Annotated in this window: 26 protein-coding genes; 15 read left to right on the top strand and 11 right to left on the bottom strand. The window is 65.0% G+C overall.

The genetic code is table 11. The features are described 5' to 3' along the window. Positions 1-160: 160 nt before the first annotated feature. The 7 genes from ACVWW6_RS20155 to ACVWW6_RS20125 form a co-directional block, all read right to left on the bottom strand. A complete protein-coding gene (locus ACVWW6_RS20155; protein ID WP_162603696.1) occupies positions 161-1624 on the bottom strand; it encodes a GH1 family beta-glucosidase in 1464 nt (487 codons plus the stop codon). A 160-nt stretch (positions 1625-1784) separates the two neighbouring features. Next, positions 1785-2192, bottom strand: coding sequence for a hypothetical protein (locus ACVWW6_RS20150; protein ID WP_162603697.1), 408 nt, complete (start codon positions 2190-2192; stop codon positions 1785-1787). A 61-nt stretch (positions 2193-2253) separates the two neighbouring features. Next, positions 2254-2421, bottom strand: a complete 168-nt coding sequence (locus ACVWW6_RS20145; protein WP_165448169.1) for a hypothetical protein — start codon at positions 2419-2421, stop codon at positions 2254-2256. A 240-nt stretch (positions 2422-2661) separates the two neighbouring features. After that, positions 2662-2895, bottom strand: a complete 234-nt coding sequence (locus ACVWW6_RS20140) for a hypothetical protein (protein WP_027546492.1) — start codon at positions 2893-2895, stop codon at positions 2662-2664. After that, on the bottom strand, positions 2892-3191 hold the full coding sequence (locus ACVWW6_RS20135; RefSeq protein ID WP_162603698.1) for a hypothetical protein: 300 nt from the start codon (positions 3189-3191) through the stop codon (positions 2892-2894). Before ACVWW6_RS20135 ends, ACVWW6_RS20140 begins: the two co-directional genes overlap by 4 nt. A 126-nt stretch (positions 3192-3317) precedes the next feature. Then, positions 3318-5792 (bottom strand): TonB-dependent receptor, encoded by a 2475-nt coding sequence (locus ACVWW6_RS20130; RefSeq protein ID WP_456681311.1) that lies wholly within the window; start codon positions 5790-5792, stop codon positions 3318-3320. Positions 5793-5940: 148 nt separating this feature from the next. Beyond that, positions 5941-7299 (bottom strand): histidine kinase, encoded by a 1359-nt coding sequence (locus ACVWW6_RS20125; protein WP_028174383.1) that lies wholly within the window; start codon positions 7297-7299, stop codon positions 5941-5943. Between the two features lie 209 nt (positions 7300-7508). Here ACVWW6_RS20125 and ACVWW6_RS20120 point away from each other — a divergent pair, with 209 nt between their 5' ends. Together ACVWW6_RS20120 and fghA are read left to right on the top strand one after the other, a co-directional pair. Next, positions 7509-8129 carry a response regulator gene (locus tag ACVWW6_RS20120; protein WP_027546488.1) on the top strand — a complete coding sequence of 207 codons (621 nt, stop codon included), beginning with the start codon at positions 7509-7511 and terminating at the stop codon, positions 8127-8129. Between the two features lie 77 nt (positions 8130-8206). Next, a complete protein-coding gene (gene fghA / locus ACVWW6_RS20115; RefSeq protein ID WP_456681310.1) occupies positions 8207-9052 on the top strand; it encodes an S-formylglutathione hydrolase in 846 nt (281 codons plus the stop codon). A 165-nt stretch (positions 9053-9217) separates the two neighbouring features. Here the strand turns inward: fghA and ACVWW6_RS20110 are convergent, their stop codons facing one another. After that, positions 9218-9787 carry a DUF3280 domain-containing protein gene (locus ACVWW6_RS20110; protein ID WP_456681309.1) on the bottom strand — a complete coding sequence of 190 codons (570 nt, stop codon included), beginning with the start codon at positions 9785-9787 and terminating at the stop codon, positions 9218-9220. 59 nt (positions 9788-9846) lie between these two features. Between ACVWW6_RS20110 and ACVWW6_RS20105 the strand changes: the two genes are divergently transcribed. From ACVWW6_RS20105 to ACVWW6_RS20080, 6 genes are all read left to right on the top strand, one after another. Beyond that, a complete protein-coding gene (locus tag ACVWW6_RS20105) occupies positions 9847-11028 on the top strand; it encodes an ABC transporter substrate-binding protein (protein ID WP_456681308.1) in 1182 nt (393 codons plus the stop codon). Positions 11029-11219: 191 nt separating this feature from the next. After that, positions 11220-12188, top strand: a complete 969-nt coding sequence (locus ACVWW6_RS20100) for a YVTN family beta-propeller repeat protein (RefSeq protein WP_028174379.1) — start codon at positions 11220-11222, stop codon at positions 12186-12188. Beyond that, positions 12185-12994: an ABC transporter ATP-binding protein gene (locus ACVWW6_RS20095; RefSeq protein WP_110116822.1), complete on the top strand. Its 810-nt coding sequence runs from the start codon at positions 12185-12187 to the stop codon at positions 12992-12994. The genes ACVWW6_RS20100 and ACVWW6_RS20095 overlap by 4 nt, the downstream gene beginning before the upstream one ends. Beyond that, entirely contained in the window at positions 12991-13839 is an 849-nt protein-coding gene (locus ACVWW6_RS20090; protein WP_110116823.1) for an ABC transporter permease, read from the top strand. The genes ACVWW6_RS20095 and ACVWW6_RS20090 overlap by 4 nt, the downstream gene beginning before the upstream one ends. Then, positions 13836-14450 carry a hypothetical protein gene (locus ACVWW6_RS20085; protein ID WP_028174376.1) on the top strand — a complete coding sequence of 205 codons (615 nt, stop codon included), beginning with the start codon at positions 13836-13838 and terminating at the stop codon, positions 14448-14450. The genes ACVWW6_RS20090 and ACVWW6_RS20085 overlap by 4 nt, the downstream gene beginning before the upstream one ends. 136 nt (positions 14451-14586) lie before the next feature. Continuing rightward, the gene (locus tag ACVWW6_RS20080; protein WP_011088933.1) at positions 14587-14886 is read left to right on the top strand and encodes a copper-binding protein; all 300 of its coding nucleotides are present in this window, start codon (positions 14587-14589) and stop codon (positions 14884-14886) included. A gap of 135 nt (positions 14887-15021) precedes the next feature. Here the strand turns inward: ACVWW6_RS20080 and ACVWW6_RS20075 are convergent, their stop codons facing one another. Together ACVWW6_RS20075 and ACVWW6_RS20070 are read right to left on the bottom strand one after the other, a co-directional pair. Then, positions 15022-15579, bottom strand: coding sequence for a PQQ-dependent catabolism-associated CXXCW motif protein (locus ACVWW6_RS20075; RefSeq protein ID WP_028174375.1), 558 nt, complete (start codon positions 15577-15579; stop codon positions 15022-15024). Next, positions 15576-16457: a substrate-binding domain-containing protein gene (locus tag ACVWW6_RS20070; RefSeq protein WP_038966732.1), complete on the bottom strand. Its 882-nt coding sequence runs from the start codon at positions 16455-16457 to the stop codon at positions 15576-15578. The genes ACVWW6_RS20075 and ACVWW6_RS20070 overlap by 4 nt, the downstream gene beginning before the upstream one ends. A gap of 129 nt (positions 16458-16586) precedes the next feature. Here ACVWW6_RS20070 and ACVWW6_RS20065 point away from each other — a divergent pair, with 129 nt between their 5' ends. Further along, positions 16587-17513, top strand: a complete 927-nt coding sequence (locus ACVWW6_RS20065) for a quinoprotein relay system zinc metallohydrolase 2 (RefSeq protein ID WP_456681307.1) — start codon at positions 16587-16589, stop codon at positions 17511-17513. 70 nt (positions 17514-17583) lie between these two features. Continuing rightward, positions 17584-18402 carry a quinoprotein dehydrogenase-associated SoxYZ-like carrier gene (locus ACVWW6_RS20060; RefSeq protein WP_028174372.1) on the top strand — a complete coding sequence of 273 codons (819 nt, stop codon included), beginning with the start codon at positions 17584-17586 and terminating at the stop codon, positions 18400-18402. Positions 18403-18522: 120 nt separating this feature from the next. On the opposite strand, the gene ACVWW6_RS20055 is transcribed toward ACVWW6_RS20060, so the two are convergent. Beyond that, positions 18523-18882 (bottom strand): hypothetical protein, encoded by a 360-nt coding sequence (locus ACVWW6_RS20055; protein ID WP_028174371.1) that lies wholly within the window; start codon positions 18880-18882, stop codon positions 18523-18525. A gap of 87 nt (positions 18883-18969) precedes the next feature. On the opposite strand from ACVWW6_RS20055, the gene ACVWW6_RS20050 reads away from it, so the two are divergent. The 5 genes from ACVWW6_RS20050 to ACVWW6_RS20030 are packed head-to-tail and all read left to right on the top strand — an operon-like array spanning position 18970 to position 22637. Then, positions 18970-19950, top strand: coding sequence for an ABC transporter substrate-binding protein (locus ACVWW6_RS20050; protein ID WP_039186037.1), 981 nt, complete (start codon positions 18970-18972; stop codon positions 19948-19950). 1 nt (position 19951) lies between these two features. Next, positions 19952-20689, top strand: coding sequence for an ABC transporter permease (locus ACVWW6_RS20045; RefSeq protein WP_028174369.1), 738 nt, complete (start codon positions 19952-19954; stop codon positions 20687-20689). Next, entirely contained in the window at positions 20679-21419 is a 741-nt protein-coding gene (locus ACVWW6_RS20040) for an ABC transporter ATP-binding protein (protein WP_028174368.1), read from the top strand. The genes ACVWW6_RS20045 and ACVWW6_RS20040 overlap by 11 nt, the downstream gene beginning before the upstream one ends. A gap of 58 nt (positions 21420-21477) precedes the next feature. Then, the gene (locus tag ACVWW6_RS20035; RefSeq protein ID WP_404521550.1) at positions 21478-22263 is read left to right on the top strand and encodes a pentapeptide repeat-containing protein; all 786 of its coding nucleotides are present in this window, start codon (positions 21478-21480) and stop codon (positions 22261-22263) included. 26 nt (positions 22264-22289) lie between these two features. After that, positions 22290-22637 (top strand): hypothetical protein, encoded by a 348-nt coding sequence (locus ACVWW6_RS20030; protein WP_074076720.1) that lies wholly within the window; start codon positions 22290-22292, stop codon positions 22635-22637. Positions 22638-22640 lie beyond the last annotated feature (3 nt).

The following is a 22640-nucleotide window of genomic DNA, read 5'->3' as shown; positions in this document are numbered from 1 at the left end:
AGGCCGGATTTTACGCGCAGCGGAAAATCCGGGTGAGGGGGAGCTTCGGCAAGGACGGTGACAGATGGACTCGCGGAGAGTCCCCCTCACCCGGAATTTGCTGCCGCAAATTCCGGCCTCTCCCCGCACGCGGGGAGAGGCGAAGGCACCGAGACCGCAGCTACACCCCCGCCGCGTTCCTCGCGATCACGTTGCGGTAGTAGCTCGCGCTGAGCTTTGGCGTACGGACCTGGGTGTCGAAATTGACGTGATAGAGCCCGAAGCGCTTGCTCAGCCCGAACACCCATTCAAAGTTGTCCATCAGGCTCCAGAGGAAATAGCCGCGCACCGGCACGCCTTCGGCGGTGGCGCGCTGGAGCTGGGCGAGATAGTTGCGCAGGTACATGATGCGGTCGGTGTCGTAGATCTTGCCGTCTGGCGTCACCACGTCGTCACCGGAGGTGCCGTTCTCGCTGATGTAGATCGCATCCGTCTTCCAGATCTTGGCCGCCAGCTTCGGCACCCAGTAGATCGTCTCCGGCGCCACGCGGAGCCAGTCCGAGTTCATGTGCGGAAAGGATTTCGGGATCGGCAGCGGCATGAAGCCGGCGCCCTGGTCGGACGGCACCACATAGTTCTGCGGCGCGTAGATGTTGAGACCGAGGAAGTCGACCGGCGAGGAGATGATCTTCAGCTCCGCGTCGGTGTATTTCGGCGCATTGGCGCCGGCGTATTTCAGGAAGGCCTCGGTGTAGCTGCCGGTCATGATGACGTTGAGATAACCCGCGTTCATCTCGCGTAGCGCGATCTCGGCGGCGCGGACATGCTCGGGCGTGTCGATCGCGGGAACGCAGACGTCGATGTTCTCGGCCGGCCCGATCCTGGTGCCGCGGCGGCCATGGGCGCGCACCGCCTGCACCGCGAGCCCATGCGCGAGCCCGCTGTTGTGCCTGACCTGGTTGACCTCTCCTTGCGGCAGCGTCACGCCGGGCGCATCGATGCCGAGGCCATAGCCGAACTGCACGAAGCGGCCGCTCTCGTTCAGCGTGAACACGTTCTTGACGCGGTCGGTCAGACGCTCGGCGACATAGGCGGCATAGTCGCCGAAGATCTTGCAGGTCTCCGTCGAGCGCCAGCCGCCAAAGCGGTCCTGGAGCGATTGCGGCAAGTCCCAATGATAGAGTGTCATCCACGGCTCGATGCCGTTCTTGAGCAGCTCGTCGACCAGGCGATTGTAGAAGTCGAGGCCCCCGGGGTTCGGCTTGCCGTCGCCGTCGGGAAACACCCGCGGCCATGCGATCGAGAAGCGGTAGGCCTTGCAGCCAAGCTCCTTGATGAGCGCGATATCCTCCTTGTAGCGGTGATAGTGCTCGTTGGCGCGATCCCCGGTCGAGCCGTCCTCGATCTTGCCGGGGATGCGGACGAACCTGTCCCAGATCGAGGCCCCTCGCCCGTCCTCGTTGACGGCGCCCTCGACCTGGTAGGACGAGGTCGCCGTGCCCCAGAGAAAGCCTTCCGGAAAGCCGCTGTCGCGCGAGGCAGCGGCCGCCGGCTTGGCGTCGGCGCCGTCCAGAGGGTTTGCGATTGCCGCCGCGGACAATCCCGCCAGCGCGGCAAACTGGCGACGCGAGACCTTGTCCGACATGTGATGCTGCCCCTGGGATGATGCTGGTGCGGCGGCACAATGACCGGTCGCGGGCGGTTTGAGAAGCGAGCTTTGAGGAAGGTCGGATGCAGAATTGCGCCGCCCGGGCCGCGACATAAGGATGCGGGCGACCCGGCCGGCCGGCGAAGCGCTCCCGCGATCAGCGCGAGCGCTTGGGAAGCTTTGGAAGCTTGCGGGGATTGAACGCAGGGACCTGTCCGGCTTGTTCAGGTGCCGCCGGCTTCTGTTCCGTCAGAATGAGCGTTCCATGGAGGATCATTCCCGGCACTTGTTGCGCCGTCGCCGTGTAAGTCGCGATCTTGCCGGGGCAGTGTCCCTCGATGTCCAGCGTGAGTTCATCATCGACGCCGAAGACCGTCGCACGTCCATCGGTATGACGTTTCGTCAACACGGTTGCGGTGAAGCGATCGCCGTCGACCTGGCAGGAGCCGTGATACGTCATCAGGCTGTCACGGCCCCAAATCTGGCCGTCTGCGACATGGACGATACCCGTCCCCTGATCGAGGGGCGTCTTGTACCACGCCGTGTAGGTGCCATCCTTCAGCATGGGAGCCGTCTCCCCTGGTAGTCCCCCGCAAACAATCCGCATGATTAGCGCTAAGAAAGCGTTAATCGCGCGGCCCGTGCCAATCCGGTCGGTCCCTGCGCAGCTCGGCTTCAAGATCCTCGATGATGCTATGAAGCAGACACGCGGCAAGCGGGTCGGTCACTTCCCGTTCCAGATGCCGATAACGCGCGATCCGGGATTCCTGCTCTCTCAACTGGTGCTCTGTCATCAGACGGGCCCTCCGGCAAACCGACGCGCAGACAGCCAAACAGTTTCGTTAAAATTTTCGGATCATTTGCCATGGTTTCCGGTCCGTTAAGAGCCGTCGGGCGCCAAGACGCAGCGCTTCATCGAGTTTCTGCGCGAACGGCTGAGCCGGGGGTAGATCGTGCCGCTCCAACCTCCCGTCTGCAGATCGCGCGTCGAGTTCACGCTTGCGAAAGATTGAGGCCCAAGCGAATCCACGATGTCACGGCACGTCGCCGGCCTTGCGACTCCCGCCGATGCTGTGCGGCTTGTTGAGGAAGAACTCCCGATTGCCGAGAGCCGCCTCCGCGTATTGATCGATCGCGACCTGGATGGCCTCGATGTGCATCCGGCACCAGCCTTCGTAGCAAGACAGGCGCCGCGCATGATCGAGCGCCTTCAGGAATTCCGGCGGCTCCTGCATGTCGGAGAAGTAGGTCGGCCTCTCCCCCTTCATGCCCGTGCCACCTCTCGCGGCGGGACAAGACGGCGCTTCTCGGCATGGACGCGCGGCGGCGTCGGCCGCCGGCGGGGAATGAAGAGGCTGGCGACGACAATCGGGTCGGTGTCACCAAGGGCGGCTCGCTCCTGGACGAGCCCGCTCATCACCGTGCGCATCTTCATGACCTCGTGGGCCACGAAAGTGCAGTCCTCGTCCCGGTTGATCTGTTCATGCATGATCGCTTCAGCCTCACGCATGCTGACACGTAACGCTCTGATGACTCTACGGATTTCATTGATGCGGTTGTCCATGGCTCGCTCCCTGGCTGGACGGCCAGCATAAGAACAAATCATGAACATTGTGTCAATCGGCCTAAGGTAGAACAGGTCGGTGCCGACACCCCATCACGAGCCTGGCGAAAGGTCGATCCGCCGAACTCAGAATGTCACCCGCATCCCCGCATAGAACGCGCGCGGCCTTGCCGGGCTCAGCGAGCGCGGGTCGGTGAATTCTGCGCCACCATTGGTGAAGTTGGGCAAGGCTTCGCGGTCGAAGAACTGTCCGTAGGTCGCGTAACGCTTGTCGAAGATGTTGTCGACCTTGCCATAGAGCTGGATGTTCTTCGCGACCTGGTACGAGGTGTGGAGATTGAACACGGTGTAGGACGGCAGCTTCGAATACTGGTTGGACTCGTCGCCGACGAAATACTGGCTCGAGACGAACAGCGCATTGCCCCCGACTTTCCAGACGTCGGTGACGTTGTAGTCGATGCCGACCTTGACCCGGTGGCGCGGGATCGCGGGAATCTGGTCGCCGGGCAGGACCTGGATGGTCTCGGTCACGGGATCCCTGAACGGACTTTCGGAGCCGAGCTCGAAAGCGTCGAGATAGCGTGCGTCGACGAACGCATAGCTCGCCTGGAACTGGAGCGTGGGCGACTTGATGTTGACCTCGGCCTCGAGCCCCTGACGCCGCGTCCTGCCGACATTGGTGAAATAGCCGAAGCCGGTGCGTCCGACCGCAGGAACGGCGACGATGTCGTCATAATTGGTGGCGCGGAAGCCGCCGATCTTCCATCCGAGCGTACCGATGTTCAGCTCCTTGGTGCCGCGGAAGCCGGCCTCCATGGTCTTGGACACGACCTGATTCAGCGGCGGGTCCGAAACCAGAAACGCCGCGAGCAGGCAGGGCCGGACCGGGTCGGCGCAGCCGAGCTCGAGCGGCGTGGGCACGCGGTTGGCCTCGGAATAGCCGGCATAGGCCGTCAGCTCCGGCGTGATCTTGTAGGTGCCGCCGATCACCGGATTGAAGCGGGTGAAGGTGTGATCGCCGTTGAGACTGGTGCCGAGCTGATCCTCCAGCGTAATGCGCGCCACGTTGAAGCGGCCGCCGCCGGTGATGGCGAGCGCATCCGTGACGTTGAACGTGTCCATCGCGTAGAGGCCGTTATACTGATTGACGGTCCGCAGCGAGACCGGACCTGCGACGGTGTCAGGTACGCCGGTCGGTCCCAGGAAGATGCCGCTGCCGCTGACGACGTAGTCTTCTCCCATCGTGCCGATCTCGGCGGTCGCATTGTAGCGCGTGACACTGGCGTCGTAGCTTGTGCCCATCACGAAACGATTGTCGTGCCCGAACAGTTGATCGGTGTTGGTGGCCTGCCCCGACACGCCGAAGCTGGTCGACCGTATCGAGCTGCGGTCGATCTCGCCGAGGATCGTTCCCGGCGCAAAAGGATTGGCGAGCTGCACGCCGTTGGTACCGTTCGCGGGCGTGGTGTCATTGCCGAAGCAAAGCAGCGTTGGATCCGCACCGCATTCCTGCACATCGGTCGGGTTGCCGTCGACCAGCTTCTGCTCGTATCTGCGCAGATGCGCGGTGCCTTCCAGCGTCCAGGTCGGCGTCGCATCGACCTTTCCGGTGAAATTGAGATAGCCGACGCGGTTGCTTGTGGTCTGCGGCGTCGTGTAGGTCGCGCCCCAATACTTGTCGAGCAGCTCGGCCGGAACGGTGGCACTGGCCCCGAAATCGTTCTTGGCGATGCCCATGTTGGCGTGGAATTCGCTGTCGCCGGCCTTGTAGCCGACGTCGCCGTAGAAGCGCCGCACGTCAGATTGCGAGAAATTGCGGAAGCCGTTGTCGTGCAGGCCTTCGAGCGCGGCGTAGACGCCGTAATTCTTGTCGACCTGCTTGCCCCATTGCGCCGAGCCCTGGATGCGGCCGAACGAGCCGCCCATGACGTCGAGCTCGGCCCCCTGATAGGTGAAGCCGTCCTTCATCTGCAGATTGAGGGCCCCGCCGAGCGCGTTGAGGCCGAAGGCGGGATTGTTGGTCACCAGCGTCACCGACCTGATCGCGGCGGTCGGGATCAGGTCCCAGTTGACCGCGTCCGAGAAGGCTTCGTTGATGCGGACGCCGTTCTGGTACACGGCAAGGCCCTGCGGCGTGCCCGTCACTGGCGAGGCAACGAAGCCGCGGAATTCGACATCCGGCTGAAACGGATTGCCGGTGACTTCGGTGATATTTACGCCGGCGATGTTGTCGCGCAGCGCGTCGGTGACGTTGAGCGAGCCGGTCCGCTTGATCTGGTTGGCATCGACGGCGTTGATGGCCGACGGAACCTTGTCGACATCGAGACCCCTGCCGGTGCCCGGCGCGGTCGGGTAGACGTAGATGCGCGTCTTGGGGCGGGTCGACGACGATGCTCCTGCTTGCGCCACCGGCCGCGACGCCACGTTGCGCCTTGTCGTCGCGGGCGGCGGCGCCGCCACCTCGACCGGCGGCAGGTTCTGAACGTTGGTCTCCTCATCCTGCGCGGCCCCGGCAGGGCCCGCAACGACCACCCCAGACAGCAGCCCCGTCGAAACCGAAGCCATCAACAAACGACGCTTGAACCAAAGACGCTTGACCATCCCAGCCTTCCCATCCGTGACCACCGGCTGTTTTGATTTTCGCCGTTTGGTCGAGACGAGTGTATTCGGCACAAGCTCACGCGCCAGCCACAAAAGATCGGGCAATATCCGCGCCCGTTTTCCCGACCAAATCGGGAATTTTTCCCGATCAGGCCGCCGCCGTCGGCACCAGCGCCTCGACGGTCAAGCCGCCGTCGCCGGAGACGACGTTGAGCGTGCCGCCCAGCGCCAGAATCCGCTCGCGCATGCCGACGAGGCCGAAGCCGAGCTTCTGGCCTGGCTCCATGCCGCGGCCATTGTCGCTAACCCGCACCAGGGCACAGAAGCGGCCATCGCGCGTGAGCTGCTCCGCCGGCTCGATGACGACATTGACCGTGGTCGCGCCGGCATGACGGAACACGTTGGTGAGCGCTTCCTGCACGACGCGGTAGATGGTGAGGTCGGCGGTCTCTCCCGTCGCCCCGAGCCCGGACGCGATCGTGGTCTGGATCGTGACATCGGGATGCGACTCCCGCCACAGCCGCGACAGCGATTCGAGTGCCTGGCCGAGGCCAAGCTCGGCGAGGCCGACGGGCCGCAGCCGCTCCAGCACGCGGCGGGTGAATTGCTGGAGCGCGTTGATCTGTTCCAGCATGGCGCTGCCGTGTTTTCGCACGGCGTCCGCGCTCGGCGCGCGTCCATCCGCCTGTTTCGCCAGCGCGCTGGCATGCGCGCGCAGCGAAAACAGATACGGCCCGAACTCGTCATGCAGCTCGCGCGCGATCTCCTTGCGCTCCACGTCCTGGAGCGACACCGCGCGCTCGGCGAGCCGCCGCTTGTCCTCGACCGCCTCACCGAGCGTTGCCGCAAGATGGTTGAGTTTGGTGCAGATCGCGGCGAGCTCGGGCGCGCCGCCCGGCGCGACGCGCGCCTCATAGTGCCCGCCCTCTAGCTCGGTCATCGCCTCCGCCAGCGACTGGAGCGGCGCCAGCGCCCGCCCGACCACCGTCATCATCACCAGGAAGAGCGCGAGCGCGATCACCGAGCCGACCTCGAGCTGGGTCACGATGCCGTCCCATATCTCGGCGATCTCGTCGTCCGGATGCGAGGTGATCCGCAGCGAGCCGGGCTTGCCATGGATCGAGACGGGCACGCTGACCGCGGTCTGCTCGGGATGAACCAGGCTGACGAACCAGGCCGGCGGCCCGCGCGTGTCGTCATCGGCGTCGGGCCGGGGCGGCGTCAGCGGGTTCCCGCCGGAATCATGAAGCGCGATGCTGACATGACGCAGCCGGCTGAGATCGCGCGCGATCTGGTTCAGCCTCGCATCCGGATCGGGCGCCTCGTTCAGGTCCGCCACGATCATCTCGATGAACTCGCGCGCGAGCCGGATCACGCTCTGGTCCTCGGCCTGCACCCGCGGCCCCGCCTCCGTGACCTGGCGGCCGATGTTGACGGCGAGCCCCAGCGCCAGCAGAAGCGCCAGCAGCAGGTTGATGCGCGCGCGCAAGGATAGATTTTGCCACATTGGTGTCGCCTGTGCCTCGCGAAGCCCGGCCCGCACCTGTCCGATGACGTTGACAGAGGCGAAGCGCCCGATATCTAATCGAAAGCGTACAGCAATCCCGGCCGGGTTGCATGAGGCGACATGAGACGCGCGTGGCTCTCCTGTCGGTATCATGCGGCGCAAAACAGGCAAGTTCAGTCACAGGGAACGCGCTGTCGCGAGGAACGCCTATGCGCATTCTGATCGTCGACGATCATCCCATTGTTGCCTCCGGCTGCCGTGCCGTGCTGGCCGACGAGGGCGAGATCGAGATCCTGGAGGCCGCCGACGCCGAAGACGGCGAGTGCGTCTTCATTGTCGAGCGCCCCGACCTCTGCGTCATCGACATCAACCTGCCGACCGTCTCCGGCTTCGAGCTGGCGCGCCGCATCCTCGAGCGCGCGCCCGAGGCCCGCATCATCATGTTCAGCATGAACGACGACCCCGCTTTCGCCGCCCGCGCAATCGAATGCGGCGCCAAGGGCTACGTCTCCAAGACCGGCGACCCCGACGATCTCGTCGAGGCGATCCGCACCGTCGGAAGCGGCGGCACTTATCTTCCGAGCGCGATCGCGCGCAGCATCGCCTTCGCCGGGCCGGCACTGGCGCAAAGCCCGCTGTCCAAGCTGAACGCGCGCGAGATGGAGATCCTGCGGCTGCTCAGCGCCGGAAAGAGCCTGTCCGAGATCGCCTGGCTGGTGCAGTCGTCCTACAAGACGGTCGCCAACACCTCGTCGATCATGCGCCAGAAGCTCGGGGTCAAGACCTCGGTCGAGCTGGTGCGGCTGGCGATCGACAGCGGCGTCGCCTGACGCGCGGGCAGCCGCCACAAATTCGGTCACACAAGCGTTGCAATGTTGATGTGGTTAAGTGCCACTGGAGTTAGGGCATGACGATTCAGACTGTCTCGACCAATAAATCCTACGGCGGCGTGCAGGGCGTATACCGCCATGCGAGCCAGGCGACCGGAACCGACATGGTGTTCTCGGTCTACGTTCCCCCGCATGCTGACGGCGCAAAGCTTCCCGTGGTCTGGTATCTGTCGGGTCTCACCTGCACGCATGCCAACGTCACCGAGAAGGGCGAATTCCGCAAGGCCTGCGCCGAGCTCGGCCTGATCTTCGTCGCGCCCGACACCTCACCGCGCGGGCCGGACGTGCCGGGCGATCCCAACAATTCCTATGATTTCGGCCTCGGGGCCGGCTTCTATGTCGACGCGACGCAGGAGCCGTTTGCGCGCAACTATCGGATGTGGAGCTATGTCACCGACGAGCTGCCGAAGCTGGTCGCCGAGAACTTTCCGGTCGATGCCAGGCGGCAGTCGGTGATGGGCCATTCGATGGGCGGCCACGGCGCGCTGACGGTGGCGCTACGCAACCCGCACCGCTATCGCGCGGCGAGCGCGTTCGCGCCGATCGTGGCGCCGTCGCAGGTGCCCTGGGGCATCAAGGCCCTGACCGGCTATCTCGGGCCCAGCAAGGACAACTGGCGCAGCCACGACACCGTGGCGCTGATCGAGGATGGCGCGAAATATTCGGGCTTCCTGGTCGACGTCGGCGACGCCGACAACTTCCTGAAGGAGCAGCTCAAGCCGGAGCTGCTGCAAGCCGCCTGCACGAAAGCGAGCATCCCGCTGACGCTGCGGCGGCAGGCGGGCTACGACCACAGCTATTATTTCATCTCGACCTTCATGGGCGATCATCTCAACTGGCATGCGGAGAGATTGAAGGGGTGAGCTCGCTCTCTCCTCCCCCTCTCCCCGTACTTACGGGGAGAGGGTTGGGGTGAGGGGCTGCTTCGGCAGAGACGGTGAGAATTGTACTTGTGGAGACTCCCCCTCACCCGGAATTTGCTGGCGCAAATTCCGGCCTCTCCCCGCAAGCGGGGAGAGGCGAAGATCTCATGGCTTGCCGTAATTCGGCGCCAGCAACCGGTTGCGGATCAGATAGCTCATCGTGCGGGTCCAGGATTCGTCGGTGTTGCCGCGCATGTCGGCGCTCGCCACCGTGATCATGTTGCCGGTCTTCACGTCGCGCAGGTAGATGTTGAGGTTGATGATCAGGTTCGAGACCTTCTGCACCATGCCGGTGATCTCCAGGTCGGCACCCAGTTGCCCGGCGAGCTTGAGGTCGCAGCCGCCGCAGGCCTGCAGATTGGCGTGACGGGCGGCGTCCCTGACCGGCGCGATGTCGAGCACCCGGAACCGGCCTGAATCAGCCAGCTCCTTCCGCAGCTGCTCGCTGATGTGATCCAGCCGTACCAGCTCGGGCTTGGAGCCGTAGAACTCGCCGGGCAGGCTGGTGTCGATCAGCTCGAAGTCGAACACGGCGAGCTTCGGCGGATCGGCGAGCGCGACTGAGCCCGTCAACAGCAAAGCGGCGAAACATAGCAGCGCTCGCATGATCGTGATTCCGCCGCTTCGCGTCGCGAGGACGAAATGCGGGGTTGCATGCCCTGACAAATCGGTCATGCTTTAACAGAGACAATTCTCCATCGGCGGTCAAGCCGGGGAGAACGCCTGGAGGAAACATGATCCGATGGTTGGTCGGCCTGATCGGCTTAGGTCTTGCTGCGACGAGCGCGTTCGCGGCCGACCCTGTCATGATCGGCGTCGGCTATCTCGGACTCGCCGGCACCAGATCGACGCTGTCGCTGGTCGAGCAGCCCGCGGAGAATGACGGCGTCGCCGGCGCACGCCTCGCCATCGAGGACAACAACACCACCGGAAAATTCCTGGGCCAGCGCTTTGCGCTGGAGGAGCGCCGCATCAGGGAAGGCGAGGACGCGGTGCAGGCCGCGACCGCGCTCGCCGAGAAGAACGGCTTCATCATCGCCGATCTGCCGGCGGATGCGCTGCTGAAAGTGGCCGACGCCCTGCGCGAGCGCGGCACGCTGCTGTTCAACGCCGGGGCGATCGACGAGCGGCTGCGCGAGGCCGATTGCCGCGCCAATGTCATCCACACCGCGCCGACGCGCGCGATGCTGGCAGACGCGCTCGGCCAGTATCTGGTGTGGAAGCAGTGGAAGCGCTGGCTGCTCGTGGTCGGCTCGCATGACGAGGACAAGCTGTTCGCCGATGCGCTGAGGCGCACGGCCACACGATTCGGCGCTAAGATCGTGCAGGAGCGCACCTTTGAAGACGCCGGCGGAGCGCGCCGCACCGACTCGGGCGTGACGCTGATCCAGCGCCAGATGCCGGTGTTCACGCAGCAGGCCCCTAGCTACGATGTGCTGGTCGCCGCCGACGAGAGCGAGGTGTTCGGCGCCTATCTGCCCTACCGCACCTGGGATCCGCGGCCCGTCGCCGGCTCGGCGGGCCTCGTGCCGCGCAGCTGGGACGCCGCGCAGGACCAGTGGGGCGCAATCCAGATGCAGAACCGCTTCGTCAAGCTGAACTCGCGGCGGATGACTGCGCTCGACATGCAGGCGTGGACGGCTGTGCGGATGATCGGCGAAGCCACCTCGCGCACCAATTCCGGCGATGTGAAAAAGGTCGCAGATTTCATCAAGGGGCCGGATTTTTCGGTCGCCGCCTTCAAGGGTACGCGGCTGACGCTGCGCGACTGGAATCTCCAGCTGCGCCAGCCGATCCTGCTGGTCGACGGCCGCATGGTGGTGTCGGTGTCGCCGCAGGAAGGTTTTCTGCACCAGGTCTCCGAGCTCGATACGCTCGGCTACGACCGTCCGGAGAGCAAATGCAAATTGAAGTGAGCGATGTGATGAGATCGAGCCCTCGCCGCAACGACGCTGCGCCCCCTCTCCCGCTTGCGGGGGAGGGTTGGGGTGGGGGTGTCTCCGCGCGCGAGAGCCCCCAAGAGGAGCGAGCCCCCACCCGCATCGCATCTATCGATGCGATGCGACCTCCCCCGCAAGCGGGGGAGGTGAAACCAATCCGCAGCGGAATGTCGCGCATGTGGCGTGTTGGGCTTCTCTCTGGACTGGCGCTCATGACCGCGCCCGCGCACGCCTACATCGCCTATGTCTCGAACGAGAAGAGCAACACGGTCTCGGTGATCGACACCGACAGCTGGACGGTGACCAAGACCATCAAGGTCGGCCAGCGCCCGCGCGGCATCGACTTCACGCGCGACGGCAAGTTCGTGATGGTCGCGGTCGGCGACGACGACACCATCCAGGTGATCGACGCCAAGACGCAAAGCGTGGTGGACAGCCTGCCCTCCGGCCCCGACCCCGAATTGTTCGCCCAGGATGCCGCCGGCAAGATCCTCTATGTCGCCAACGAGAACGACAACACGGTGACCGTGATCGATCTCGAGAAGCGCGCCCGCCTCGGCGACATCCAGGTCGGCGTCGAGCCCGAGGGCATGACCATCAGCCCCGACGGCAAGACGCTGATCAACACGTCCGAGACGACCAACATGGCGCATTTCATCGACACCGCCTCGCGCCAGATCGTCGCCAACGTGCTGGTCGACGCGCGGCCGCGCTTTGCGGAGTTCAAGCACGACGCTTCCGAATTGTGGGTGTCCTCGGAGATCGGCGGTACGGTCTCGATTATCGATCCCGGGAAGCACGAGGTGATCGGCAAGGTCACGTTCGAGATTCCGGGCCTGCGGAAAGAGGCCATCCAGCCAGTCGGCATCGGCATGACCAGGGACGACAAGACCGCCTTCGTCGCGCTCGGCCCCGCCAACCGTATCGCCGTGGTCGATGTCGCGACGCGGAAGGTGACGAAATACCTGCTGGTCGGGCAGCGGGTCTGGCACATGGCGTTCACGCCGGACGAAAAATACCTGCTCACCACCAACGGCGTGTCGAACGATGTTTCCGTGATCGACGTCGCCGCGCAGAAGGTGATCAAGACCATTCAGGTGGGCGAACTGCCCTGGGGCATCGCGATCGCGCCATGACCAGTCCCGCCTCCATCGCCGAGCCGCGCGACAGCGCGCCGAAGCTAGATCCGGCGGCGGTGCCGGCGCTGTCGGTCGACGGCGTCAGCCATGCCTACGGCCCGCGCCGGGCGTTGATGGACGTCTCCTTCAACGTGCAGCCCGCGAGCTTCACCGCATTGCTCGGCCTCAACGGCGCCGGCAAGAGCACGCTGTTCTCGCTCATCACGCGGCTGTTCGGCATCCAGTCCGGCCGCGTCGGCATCTTCGGTCATGACGTCAGCAAGAGCCCCGGCGAGGCGCTGCGGCTGCTCGGCGTCGTGTTCCAGCCGCGCACGCTCGATCTCGATTTGTCGCTGACGCAGAACCTGCTCTATCACGCCGCGCTGCACGGCATCAGCCGCCGCGAGGCGGCCGCGCGCAGCGCCGAACTGCTCGGCCGCATCGGCCTCTCCGAGCGCGCCGGCAGCAAGGTGCGCGATCTCTCCGGCGGCCAGATGCGGCGGCTGGAGATCGCACGCGCGCTGCTGCACCGGCCGCGCCTGTTGCTGCTGGACGAGCCGACCGTCGGCCTCGACGTCAAGGCGCGCGCCGATATCATCAGCCACGTCCGCCAGCTCGTCACCGAGCAAGGCATCGGCGTGCTCTGGGCCACGCATCTGTTCGACGAGATCATGGCCGGGGACGACCTCGTGGTGCTGCACCAGGGCAAGGTGCTGGCGCAGGGGCCGATGAGCCGCGTCGTCACCGAAGCCGGCGCACAGGACGTCAACACCGCCTTCATGCGCCTGACCGGCGCGCAAGTAGTGCCGGGAGGCGGCGTATGAGCAGCATCACCACGCGCGAGGCGCCGCGCGGCTTCTCGTTCCAGGAGTACATGACTTGCCTCACCGGCATCGTCTGGCGTGAGGGCTTGCGCTTCCTGCATCAGCGCGAACGCTTCGTCTCGGCGCTGGTGCGCCCCCTGGTGTGGCTCTTCATCTTCGCGGCCGGCTTCCGCCAGGTGCTCGGCATCTCCATCATCCCGCCCTATGAGACCTACATCCTCTACGAGGTCTATATCGCGCCGGGGCTGATGGCGATGATCCAGCTCTTCAACGGCATGCAGTCCTCGCTCTCGATGGTCTATGACCGCGAGATGGGCAATATGCGCACGCTGCTGGTGAGTCCGCTGCCGCGCGGCTTCCTGCTGTTCTGCAAGCTGCTGGCGGGCACCGCGGTGTCGCTGCTCCAGGTCTATGCGTTCCTCTTGATCGCCTGGTTCTGGGACATCACGCCGCCATCATCCGGCTACTTCACCGTGCTGCCCGCGCTGATCCTGTCCGGACTGATGTTGGGCTCGCTCGGCATGCTGATCTCCTCCGGCATCAAGCAGCTGGAAAACTTCGCCGGCGTGATGAACTTCGTGATTTTCCCGATGTTCTTCGCCTCCTCCGCACTCTACCCGCTCTGGCGGGTGCAGGAGGGCAGCCCTTATCTGTACTATCTCTGTGAGGCTAATCCGTTCACCCATGCGGTCGAACTGATCCGTTTTGCGCTCTACGGGCAAATCAACTGGATCTCGCTGGCGGTGGTTGCGACCTGCACAATCGTCTTCATGATCGGTGCGATTCTGGCCTATGATCCCTCGCGCGGGCTGGCGCGACGGGGCCCCGCGGGAGGCGAAGGATGAAGGTTCGGACCGTGACCATGGCCGTTCTGGCGCTCGCCGCCGCGAGCACGGCCGCGCGCGCGGCCGATCCGCGCTATCCGGACTGGCCCTGCACCCAGGCGAAAGTGCCGGAGATCTCGCTCGCCGCCGTCTGGGCCGGCCCGGCGCTCGACGATGTCCAGACCAAGTGGAAGGACGATGCCAGGATCGGCGCGCTGGTCTCAAAACTGTCGGCGCGCAAGACGCCGCTGGACGAGGCCGAGAAATCGGTGAAGGAATTCCTGGCCGGCTCCGCCGCTGACAAGACCGCGAACGCAAAGCTCCTCTTCGCCGGCCTGTTCGACACCCTCAACGCCCAGCGCTCGCAGGTCATGAACGGGCTCGAACGGGTCAGCCGCAAGCAGCGCGACGCCGCCGACAAGATCCGCGACGAGACAATTCAGCTCCAGGCACTCCAGGGCGCGACACCGCGCGACGAGGCCAAGGTCGAGGCGCTCAGCAACGAGCTGGTCTGGAAGACCCGCATTTTCGAGGACCGCCACAAGGTGGTGCGGTTCGTCTGCGAGGTTCCGACCGCGATCGACCAGCGCCTGTTCGCGCTCGGCCGTGTGATCCAGCAGGAAATGGAATAGCGTCAACCTCGCTGACGGCTCCGCAGAAGTTCCCGCGATCTCATTGCGACTATTAACCTTTGCCGCGCTATCTGCCGGAACCAAATCGCTCTAGGATGTCTTGTCGATGTGAATCTCGAAATGCCCGGAGGCCTCGATGGGAACCACCAGATTCATCCTCGCAGGCGCTGCGGTCCTCAGCGTGCTCGCATCCAGCGCTTTTGCTGACGACATGACCGGAATGGTCACCAGGATCGACCGTCTCAACGGCACGATCTCGATCCAGCAGACGCAGAAGGGAACGGTCGGCGGGAGCGCAGGCGGCGCCGGCATGCTCCAGGAGTACAAGGCCAAGGATGCCGCGATGCTGGATGCCGTCCATGCCGGCGACAGGGTGAACTACTCTGCGACCGACAATAACGGCACGGGGACGCTGACCAAGCTGCAGAAGCAGTAGGCCTCCACGGCGTCATGGCCGGGCTAGTCCCGGCCATCCACGCCTCGCCCACAGCGCGAAGAACGTGGATGCCCGGGACATAGGCGAGCGAAGCGACGCCGTCCTTCGGACGGCTATGCCCGGGCATGACGGTTACTATTGATCCGGCCGCGGCTCCGGCTGCCCTTCGTCGGTCGGCAATGCCGCGCGCTCCCAGCCGTCGGTGCCATCAGGATACCAGGCGATGTTGGAATAGCCGTAAGCCAATGCACGCCTGGCGGCGTTCCAGGACATCCAGCAGTCGGCCAGGCAATAGATCACCAGCAGCGCGGCCTTGTCGCCGCGCGACGCTTGCGCGAGGCCGCGCTGCAAATAATCGTCCATGGCTGGCGGCAAATTTCCGTAGCCGGTATCCGGCAGCCACAGGCTGCCGGGAATGTTTCTGCGCGGCGCATCGCGCCAGACCGTACCTTGGGGAAGATTTTTCGGCTTCGGCGCGCGCGGCATCACGTCGATGAACGCGCCGCTCTTATCCCGCCAGATCGCCTCCGCTTCGGCTGTGGTGAGCACGCGCGCGCCGGCGAGCGTCGCCGGCACCGGCGCACGGTAATTGTCGGTACGGTAGCCCTCAGGCTCGAACGGCTCCGGCTGCTGCGCCAGTGCCGGTGCCGCCAGAACGGCGGCGACCAGTGCAGCGGCAACGCGCCGCCTCATGGCGCCTTCTTGGCCGTCTCCGCGCCGAGCGGCCGGTCGCTCTCGTCCAGCAAGGGAACGCCGAAGTCGAGCAGGATCTTGTTGATCTCGCCCTGGTTCTCCTGGATCAGCTTGTTGAGCTGCCGCTTCCAGTTCTGGTCGGCGGGACGCACGCCCATGCCGATGCGATAGACCAGCTTCGGACCGGTGGTTTCCTTCACCAGCGGCGTGACATGGAGCGAGCCGGCTTTCTTGGCATAGAAGCCGGCCATCGGTCCCCACAGCACGCCGGCGTCGATCTTGCCGGCCGAGAGGTCGTCGATCATCGCCTGCGCGGAATTGTCGAAGCGCGTGTCGATCATCAGCGGATAGGGCTTTGCGTCGCCCATCAGGCCTGCGATCGCCATATTGGTCGCCGGCGGCGTGCCGGCGACGATGCCGACATGCTTGCCCTTGAGCCTGGTATCTTCGAGCGTGTCGACATCTTCGAGCCCGCTGCCGGCCTTTGCGACCAACGCATAGGTCGTGCGGTAATAGGGATTGGTGCCCTGCACGAGGTCGTCGCCTTGCGGGAAACCCATGATGACGTCGCAGCGATGTGCGCCCAGCGTCATCCGGACGAAGCCTGTCGCCTGCGGGAAGAACACATAGTCGAGCTTCTTGCCGAGCTTGTCGGCGAACAGCTCGGCGAGCTTGTTCTCGAACCCCTCGCCCTTCTCGTTGGAGAACGGCAGATTGCGCGGATCGGCGCAGACGCGCAGCACCTTCGGGTCGACCAGCTCGAACGAGAGGTCTCCGGTCTCGCTGGTCTGCGCCATGGCAACGCCGCCCAGCGCGCAGGACGCAACCAGGCCCCACAGCAGGAACAACCCGCGACGATGTCGTCCGGCCTCCGTCATCGCGCTTCCTCCTCGTTTTGTTTGAATGTTATCCATGCAACGCATGACGCGCCATGTTTTGCCAAACCTTGCGCTGGCTTCCCTTTGTTGCAGTGCAATGCAGCAAATCCTTTGAACTGGGGCGGAAAAGTGTCTCACATCGCTTCAATGATCGCTGCCCTGACCCTGCTCGGGATAGCGACGCTAGCACGCACTGATGCAGCCGAATTGCCTGTAAGCGAAGTCGCGCCGGGAATCTTCGTACACTCCGGGACCATTGCCCTGATGACGCGCGAGAACGAGGGCGACATCGCCAATGTCGGCTTCATCGTGGGCACTGACGCGGTCGCCGTGATCGACACCGGCGGCAGCTTGCGCGAGGGCGAGGCGCTGCTGGCGGCCGTGCGGGCCCGCACTGAGAAGCCGATCCGCTACGTCATCAACACCCACGGCCATCCCGACCATGTCTTCGGCAATGCAGCCTTCGTTGCGGAAGGAACCGGCTTCGTCGGCCACAACAGGCTGCCGCAGGCACTGGCGACGCGCGGACCCTACTATCTCGACAATTTCCGTCGCATCATGGGCGGCGAGCTGATCGATCCCGTGAAGATCGTACCGCCCACCCTACTCGTTTCGGACACGATGATGCTCGATCTTGGATCGCGCCGCCTGACCTTGCGGGCCTGGCCGGCCGCGCACAGCGACAATGACCTGACGGTGTTCGACGAGACGACCAAGACGCTGTTCGCGGGCGACCTCGTCTTTCTCCGCCACATTCCGGTCATGGACGGCAGCATTCGCGGCTGGCTTGCCCTGCTTAGGGAGCTTGAAGCGGTTCCGGCAATTCGCGTCATTCCCGGTCACGGCCCCGTGAGCGACTGGCCTGCGGCGCTGGCCGATGAACGACGTTATCTCACGACGATGCTGTCCGACGTCCGCACACTCAACAAGAAGGGCGCGCCGATCCGAACCGCCGCGGACAAGGCCGCTGAATCGGAACGGTCGCACTGGCAGCTGTTCGAGGACTACAATGCCCGCAACGCAACCGCAGCATTCTCGGAAATTGAATGGGAGTAGCGGGCGCGCTACGCTATGCAGGAATGAGCTTCGCGGACCCTGACTGCTTCGTCCGCACGGGACCATGACCATGACGGGATGCATACGCCGCCTGCCCCTTATCGCCCTCCTCCTCGGCGTCGCCTTTGCCGCGCCGACGCAGGCCGAAGAGACCTACGATCCCTGGCCGGGCCTGGTGCAGGACATCTTCAGCAACCGTCCGATGAACGACGGCGCCAACGTGATCGGCATCGAGATGCCGTATCGCGCCGAGGACGCGGCCATCGTGCCGGTGACCCTGCGCAGCAAGCTCTCGCCGGGCGATGCCCGCCGTATCCGTTCGATCACGCTGGTCATCGACCGCAATCCGGCGCCAATGGCGGCGAAATTCGAGCTCGGGCCGGATGCCAATGTCAGCGAGATCTCCACGCGCGTGCGCGTCAACAACTACACCGACGTCCACGCGGTGGCCGAGCTCAGCGACGGCCAGCTTTATGTCGCCAAGACCTATGTGAAGGCCTCCGGCGGCTGCTCCGCGCCTGCGGGAAAGAATGTCGAGGAAGCCAAGAACCGGCTCGGCCAGATGCGCTACCGGCAATTCGCGCGCGAGGACGCGCCGGCGAGCCGCGTCCGCGAGGCGCAGATCATGATCGGCCATCCCAACAATTCCGGCCTGCAAATGGACCAGGTCACGCAGCTCTATATTCCCGCCTTCTTCATCAACCAGTTGAAGCTGACGCAGGACGACAGCCCCGTGCTGTCAATGGAAGGCGGCATCTCGATCTCCGAAGATCCCAATCTGCGCTTCACCTATGTCTCCAACGGCGCCAGGCGTTTCCGCGCGGAAGCGAAGGACACGGATGGACATGTGTTCCGGAACGAGTGGGATGTGGAGAAGCCGGGGACTTGATAGTCTCGCCGTCATTCCGGGGCGGTCCGCGGGACCGAACTATGGTGCGCGATTGCGCACCTGAGAATCTCGAGATTCCGGGTTCGATGCTTCGCATCGCCCCGGAATGACGGTGTTAGATCAGAAACACCTCACCTCGGCCTCGGCCTGCGCCCGCCTCAAATCATTCACCGCCGAGTTCGCCTGCTCCGACGTGCGAAACTGGACGCCGAGATTGCCGCGCACCTGGGACATGCTGAGCGCGGTCTCGGCGGTGACGTAGCGCTCATAGGTGACGATCGAGGCCACAACGTCGATCGAGCAGGAACATTGCTCGATCGCGGCCCGTGTCTCGCCATTGGCCTTCATGCAGCCATAGACATATTCCGCGCGCGCCGCCGTCGGATAGTCGTTGGCCTCCTGCGCGCGCGCCGTGGGCACGGCCGCCGCCAGCACCGCCAATGCGGCGACAATCGGTCGTAGCTGTCCCGCCAGATTCATGAGCGTCCTCCCGCTGGTTGCGATGGAAGCTATGCTATGCGTATTGTCCTGAAAAGCACTCCCTTCGAGGAAACGGCTCACAAGGTGATGAGAGCAATTGGTCGGACATTGGCGCTCGCGGTGACGCTGGCGCTGACACAGGTCGCAAGCGTCCGCGCCGCGGATACCATCCGCCTTGCGGTGCAGAAGACCGGAACATTCTCCTGGGAGCTGGCTGCGATCCGGGCCGGCGGCCTCGACAAGGAAGCCGACCTGTCGCTGGAGGTCACCGAGCTTGCGAGCCCCGAAGCCGGCAAGATCGCGCTGCGTGCGGGCAGCGCCGACATCATCCTGTCGGACTGGCTATGGGTGTCGCGCGAGCGCGCCCTCGGCGCCAAGCTCACCTTCTACCCCTATTCCAGCGCACTTGGCGCCGTAATGGTGCCCGCGGCCTCGCCGATCAAGACGCTCGCCGACCTCAAGGGCCGCAAGCTCGCCGTCGGTGGTGGCGCGATCGACAAGAGCTGGCTGCTGCTGCAGGCGCGGATGAAGCAGGACGGCATCGACCTGAAGTCCGACGCGACCATCGTCTATGGCGCGCCGCCCTTGATCGCCGCCAAGGCGCTTGACGGCGAAATGGATGCCAGCCTCAATTTCTGGAATTTCTGCGCCCAGCTCGAGGCCAAGGGCTTTCGCCGCCTCGCCGGCATCGAGGACATCCTGCCGAAGTTGGGGGCCAAGGGCGCGGTCTCCGCGGTCGGTTATGTCTTCGACGAGGGCTGGGCCGCAAGCCACCGCGATGCGGTGGCGCGTTTCATTGCGATGACCCGCAAGGCCAAGCAGCTGCTGGTCACCTCCGACGCCGCCTGGGAGAAGATCGCGCCGCTCACCGGCACGAGCGATGCCGTCATGCTCAAGACCTACCGTGACCGTTATCGCGACGGCATTCCGCGCCGGAGCATCGCCGACGAGGAGGCCGATGCGCGCGTGCTCTATCGCGTGTTGGCCGAGACCGGCGGCCGCGACCTGGTCGGGCCGGCGGCCGAACTCGACCCCGGCACCTTCTATCATGCAGTCCCCGGAGACTGAGGTGCTGCGTCTGCTCTCGTTTTCCCTGTTCCTCGCGACCTGGTGGCTTGCAGCGCTGTTCGTCGGCGGCGCAAAGCTGCCCTCCCCGCCTGCCGTGCTCACCGTCATCATCGCGGAAGCGTCGAGCGGCGCGCTGTTCCTGCATCTCGGCGCCACGCTGGCGCGCGTCGCGCTCGCCTTCGTGCTGGCGATGTCGCTCGGCAGCGCCGTCGGCTACCTGATGGGACGGGTGAAGCTCGCCGACCGGCTCGGCGATCCCTGGCTGATCCTGCTGCTCAACCTGCCTGCGCTGGTCGTGATCGTGCTCGCCTATATCTGGGCCGGCCTGACCGAGGCGGCGGCGATCGCCGCGATCGCCATCAACAAGCTGCCGACCGCCATCGTCACCTTGCGCGAGGGCACGCGCGCGCTCGACCGTTCGCTGGACGAGATGGCGAGCGTGTTCGCGATGCCGCGCTGGCGTGCCTTCCGCCATGTCGTGCTGCCGCAGCTTGCGCCCTATATCGCGGCCTCGGCGCGTTCCGGATTGTCGCTGGTGTGGAAGATCGTGCTGGTCGCCGAACTCCTGGGACGGCCGAACGGCGTCGGCTTCGAGATCGGTGTCGCCTTCCAGCTGTTCGACACGCCGCGGCTACTCGCCTACTCCCTGACATTCGCCGCCGTCGTGCTCGTGATCGAGACCGTGCTGGTGCAGCCGTTCGAGGCCCGTGCAACAAGGTGGCGGCCCCGTGCGGCTTGAAGTCGATATCACAGGCAAGACGTTCAGGAGTGCCGCGGGCGAAACGCACGAGGTGCTGGCGCCGGTCAAGTTCGCGGTTCAATCCGGCGAGGTCGGCGTGCTGATCGGTCCCTCCGGCTGCGGCAAGAGCACGATGCTGCGCATCATCCTCGGGCTCGACCGCGATTTCCACGGGACCGTCGCGCGACCGCCGGAAGCGCGGATCGGGATGGTGTTCCAGGAGCCGCGGCTGCTGCCGTGGCGCTCGGTCGAGCAGAATGTGCGGCTTGCGGCTCCAGACATCTCCGAGGCGAAGCTGTCGGAGCTGTTCAGGATCCTGGAACTGGAAGCGCATCGCAGCCACTTTCCCGGCGAATTGTCGCTGGGTCTTGCCCGGCGCGTCGCTCTGGCTCGCGCCTTCGCAGTCGAGCCCGATCTGCTCGTGCTCGACGAGCCCCTCGCCTCGCTCGACGACGCGCTCGCGGGGCGCCTGCGCGACGAGATCGCGACGCTGGTCGCAAGCCGCCCCGTGATGACGTTGCTCGTCACCCACAGCCTCGACGATGCGGTCCGCCTCGGCGACCGCCTGTTCTTCCTGTCGCCGCAGCCGGCGCGCATTCTGGCAGAGGTGCCCATCAGCATCCCGCGTGGGGCACGCGGCGACGCAGAGATCGCCACGATCAAGGCGGACCTCGTGGCGAGGATCCAAGGCGAACATAGCGGCGAACGCGCCGGGCGTGATGCCTCATAGGCAACCACGCCAAGCGCGTGCTAAACAGGGCCGGTAGCGGAGCCTGATGATGAAGCGAATGATCGCCCTCATGACGCTTGGCCTCGCTCTCGTCGCGACCATGGCGAGCGCGCAGGACATGATGCGTGACGTCGACCTCACGTCACCCGCGATGATCTCCGCGGAAATGAGCCGGCAGGAGGTCGAGGCCATCCTGGCCAAAGCGAGCGCCGGGGCGCCGGCCGATTTCACCGGCAAGCGGTTGTCGGGGCTCGATCTCTCGGGTCTCGACCTTTCCACGGTGATTTTCCGTGCGGCACGACTCAACAAGACAAAACTCGCCGGTGCCCGTCTGGATCATGCGATCCTCGATCAGGCATGGCTGCTGGACGCTGATCTGGCGGGCGCGAGCCTGAAGGGCGCCAATCTGTTCGCCTCGCAGATGGCGCGCGCGCGTCTGGACGGCGCGGACCTGACCGGTGCTCGCATCGCTGCCGACCTCACCGGCGCAAGCCTGGTCGGCGCCTCGATCGCGGACGCGCATCTTGGCGCCGATATGCGCAACCAGTCGATGGGACTCATGCGCGCCGTGCTGCGATCCGCCAATCTGGAACGGCTGAACGCGCGCAACGCCGACCTGTCGCGCGTCGATCTTGAATTTGCCTCGCTCAAGGGAGCCGACCTGACCGGTGCGTCGCTCAAGAATGCTCAGCTCGGCGGCGCCGACCTGACCGGAGCCACCGTCACTGACACCGATTTCGAGGGCGCTGATCTTACCTCAGCGAAGCTGATCGCGCCGATCGGCCTTGACCGCGCCAAAAATTTCGACAAGGCAAAGAACCGCGAGCGCCTGATCAGGCAATAAAGGCGCGCCTTTGGGAGGATCGGCTGATGCGTTGGTTTCTGGCTTTGATCGCGTTGTTGACGTTTGCCGGCGAAGCCGCCGCCCAGACCAAGGGCAAGGGCATAAGGCTCTGGAATCTGACGACGGAGACGATCTCCGGCTTCCAGCTCTCGCCCGCCGGCAAGACCGAGTGGGGACCGAACCAGTGCCTGAACGACAAGGACAAGGAGGTAGACCACGACGAGCGGCTGCGCATCACCGGCGTCGAGCCCGGCCGCTACGACGCCAAGGTCAGCTATCCCAACGCGCGGCAGTGCGTCGTCCGCGACATCGAGATCAAGGCCGACGCGGTGTTCTCGATCGCCGACAAGGATCTGAAGGACTGCACGAAATAGGAC

It is taken from the genome of Bradyrhizobium sp. USDA 3311, from assembly GCF_054062495.1.
The sequence above is the reverse complement of the archived record's forward strand: the minus strand, read 5'-3'. Positions and strand labels throughout refer to the sequence as shown.

What these genes read in the sequence shown, in the direction of transcription:
- fghA (WP_456681310.1), top strand. Translation starts at nt 8,207, where the DNA reads ATGACGATTCAGACTGTCTCGACCAATAAATCCTACGGCGGCGTGCAG.
- ACVWW6_RS20105 (WP_456681308.1), top strand. Translation starts at nt 9,847, where the DNA reads ATGATCCGATGGTTGGTCGGCCTGATCGGCTTAGGTCTTGCTGCGACG.
- ACVWW6_RS20085 (WP_028174376.1), top strand. Translation starts at nt 13,836, where the DNA reads ATGAAGGTTCGGACCGTGACCATGGCCGTTCTGGCGCTCGCCGCCGCG.
- ACVWW6_RS20080 (WP_011088933.1), top strand. Translation starts at nt 14,587, where the DNA reads ATGGGAACCACCAGATTCATCCTCGCAGGCGCTGCGGTCCTCAGCGTG.
- ACVWW6_RS20060 (WP_028174372.1), top strand. Translation starts at nt 17,584, where the DNA reads ATGACGGGATGCATACGCCGCCTGCCCCTTATCGCCCTCCTCCTCGGC.
- ACVWW6_RS20055 (WP_028174371.1), bottom strand. Translation starts at nt 18,882, where the DNA reads ATGAATCTGGCGGGACAGCTACGACCGATTGTCGCCGCATTGGCGGTG.
- ACVWW6_RS20035 (WP_404521550.1), top strand. Translation starts at nt 21,478, where the DNA reads ATGATCGCCCTCATGACGCTTGGCCTCGCTCTCGTCGCGACCATGGCG.
- ACVWW6_RS20070 (WP_038966732.1), bottom strand. Translation starts at nt 16,457, where the DNA reads ATGACGGAGGCCGGACGACATCGTCGCGGGTTGTTCCTGCTGTGGGGC.
- ACVWW6_RS20090 (WP_110116823.1), top strand. Translation starts at nt 12,991, where the DNA reads ATGAGCAGCATCACCACGCGCGAGGCGCCGCGCGGCTTCTCGTTCCAG.
- ACVWW6_RS20150 (WP_162603697.1), bottom strand. Translation starts at nt 2,192, where the DNA reads ATGCTGAAGGATGGCACCTACACGGCGTGGTACAAGACGCCCCTCGAT.
- ACVWW6_RS20155 (WP_162603696.1), bottom strand. Translation starts at nt 1,624, where the DNA reads ATGTCGGACAAGGTCTCGCGTCGCCAGTTTGCCGCGCTGGCGGGATTG.
- ACVWW6_RS20095 (WP_110116822.1), top strand. Translation starts at nt 12,185, where the DNA reads ATGACCAGTCCCGCCTCCATCGCCGAGCCGCGCGACAGCGCGCCGAAG.
- ACVWW6_RS20135 (WP_162603698.1), bottom strand. Translation starts at nt 3,191, where the DNA reads ATGGACAACCGCATCAATGAAATCCGTAGAGTCATCAGAGCGTTACGT.
- ACVWW6_RS20030 (WP_074076720.1), top strand. Translation starts at nt 22,290, where the DNA reads ATGCGTTGGTTTCTGGCTTTGATCGCGTTGTTGACGTTTGCCGGCGAA.
- ACVWW6_RS20075 (WP_028174375.1), bottom strand. Translation starts at nt 15,579, where the DNA reads ATGAGGCGGCGCGTTGCCGCTGCACTGGTCGCCGCCGTTCTGGCGGCA.
- ACVWW6_RS20145 (WP_165448169.1), bottom strand. Translation starts at nt 2,421, where the DNA reads ATGACAGAGCACCAGTTGAGAGAGCAGGAATCCCGGATCGCGCGTTAT.
- ACVWW6_RS20110 (WP_456681309.1), bottom strand. Translation starts at nt 9,787, where the DNA reads ATGACCGATTTGTCAGGGCATGCAACCCCGCATTTCGTCCTCGCGACG.
- ACVWW6_RS20050 (WP_039186037.1), top strand. Translation starts at nt 18,970, where the DNA reads ATGAGAGCAATTGGTCGGACATTGGCGCTCGCGGTGACGCTGGCGCTG.
- ACVWW6_RS20120 (WP_027546488.1), top strand. Translation starts at nt 7,509, where the DNA reads ATGCGCATTCTGATCGTCGACGATCATCCCATTGTTGCCTCCGGCTGC.
- ACVWW6_RS20100 (WP_028174379.1), top strand. Translation starts at nt 11,220, where the DNA reads ATGTCGCGCATGTGGCGTGTTGGGCTTCTCTCTGGACTGGCGCTCATG.
- ACVWW6_RS20130 (WP_456681311.1), bottom strand. Translation starts at nt 5,792, where the DNA reads ATGGTCAAGCGTCTTTGGTTCAAGCGTCGTTTGTTGATGGCTTCGGTT.
- ACVWW6_RS20125 (WP_028174383.1), bottom strand. Translation starts at nt 7,299, where the DNA reads ATGTGGCAAAATCTATCCTTGCGCGCGCGCATCAACCTGCTGCTGGCG.
- ACVWW6_RS20140 (WP_027546492.1), bottom strand. Translation starts at nt 2,895, where the DNA reads ATGAAGGGGGAGAGGCCGACCTACTTCTCCGACATGCAGGAGCCGCCG.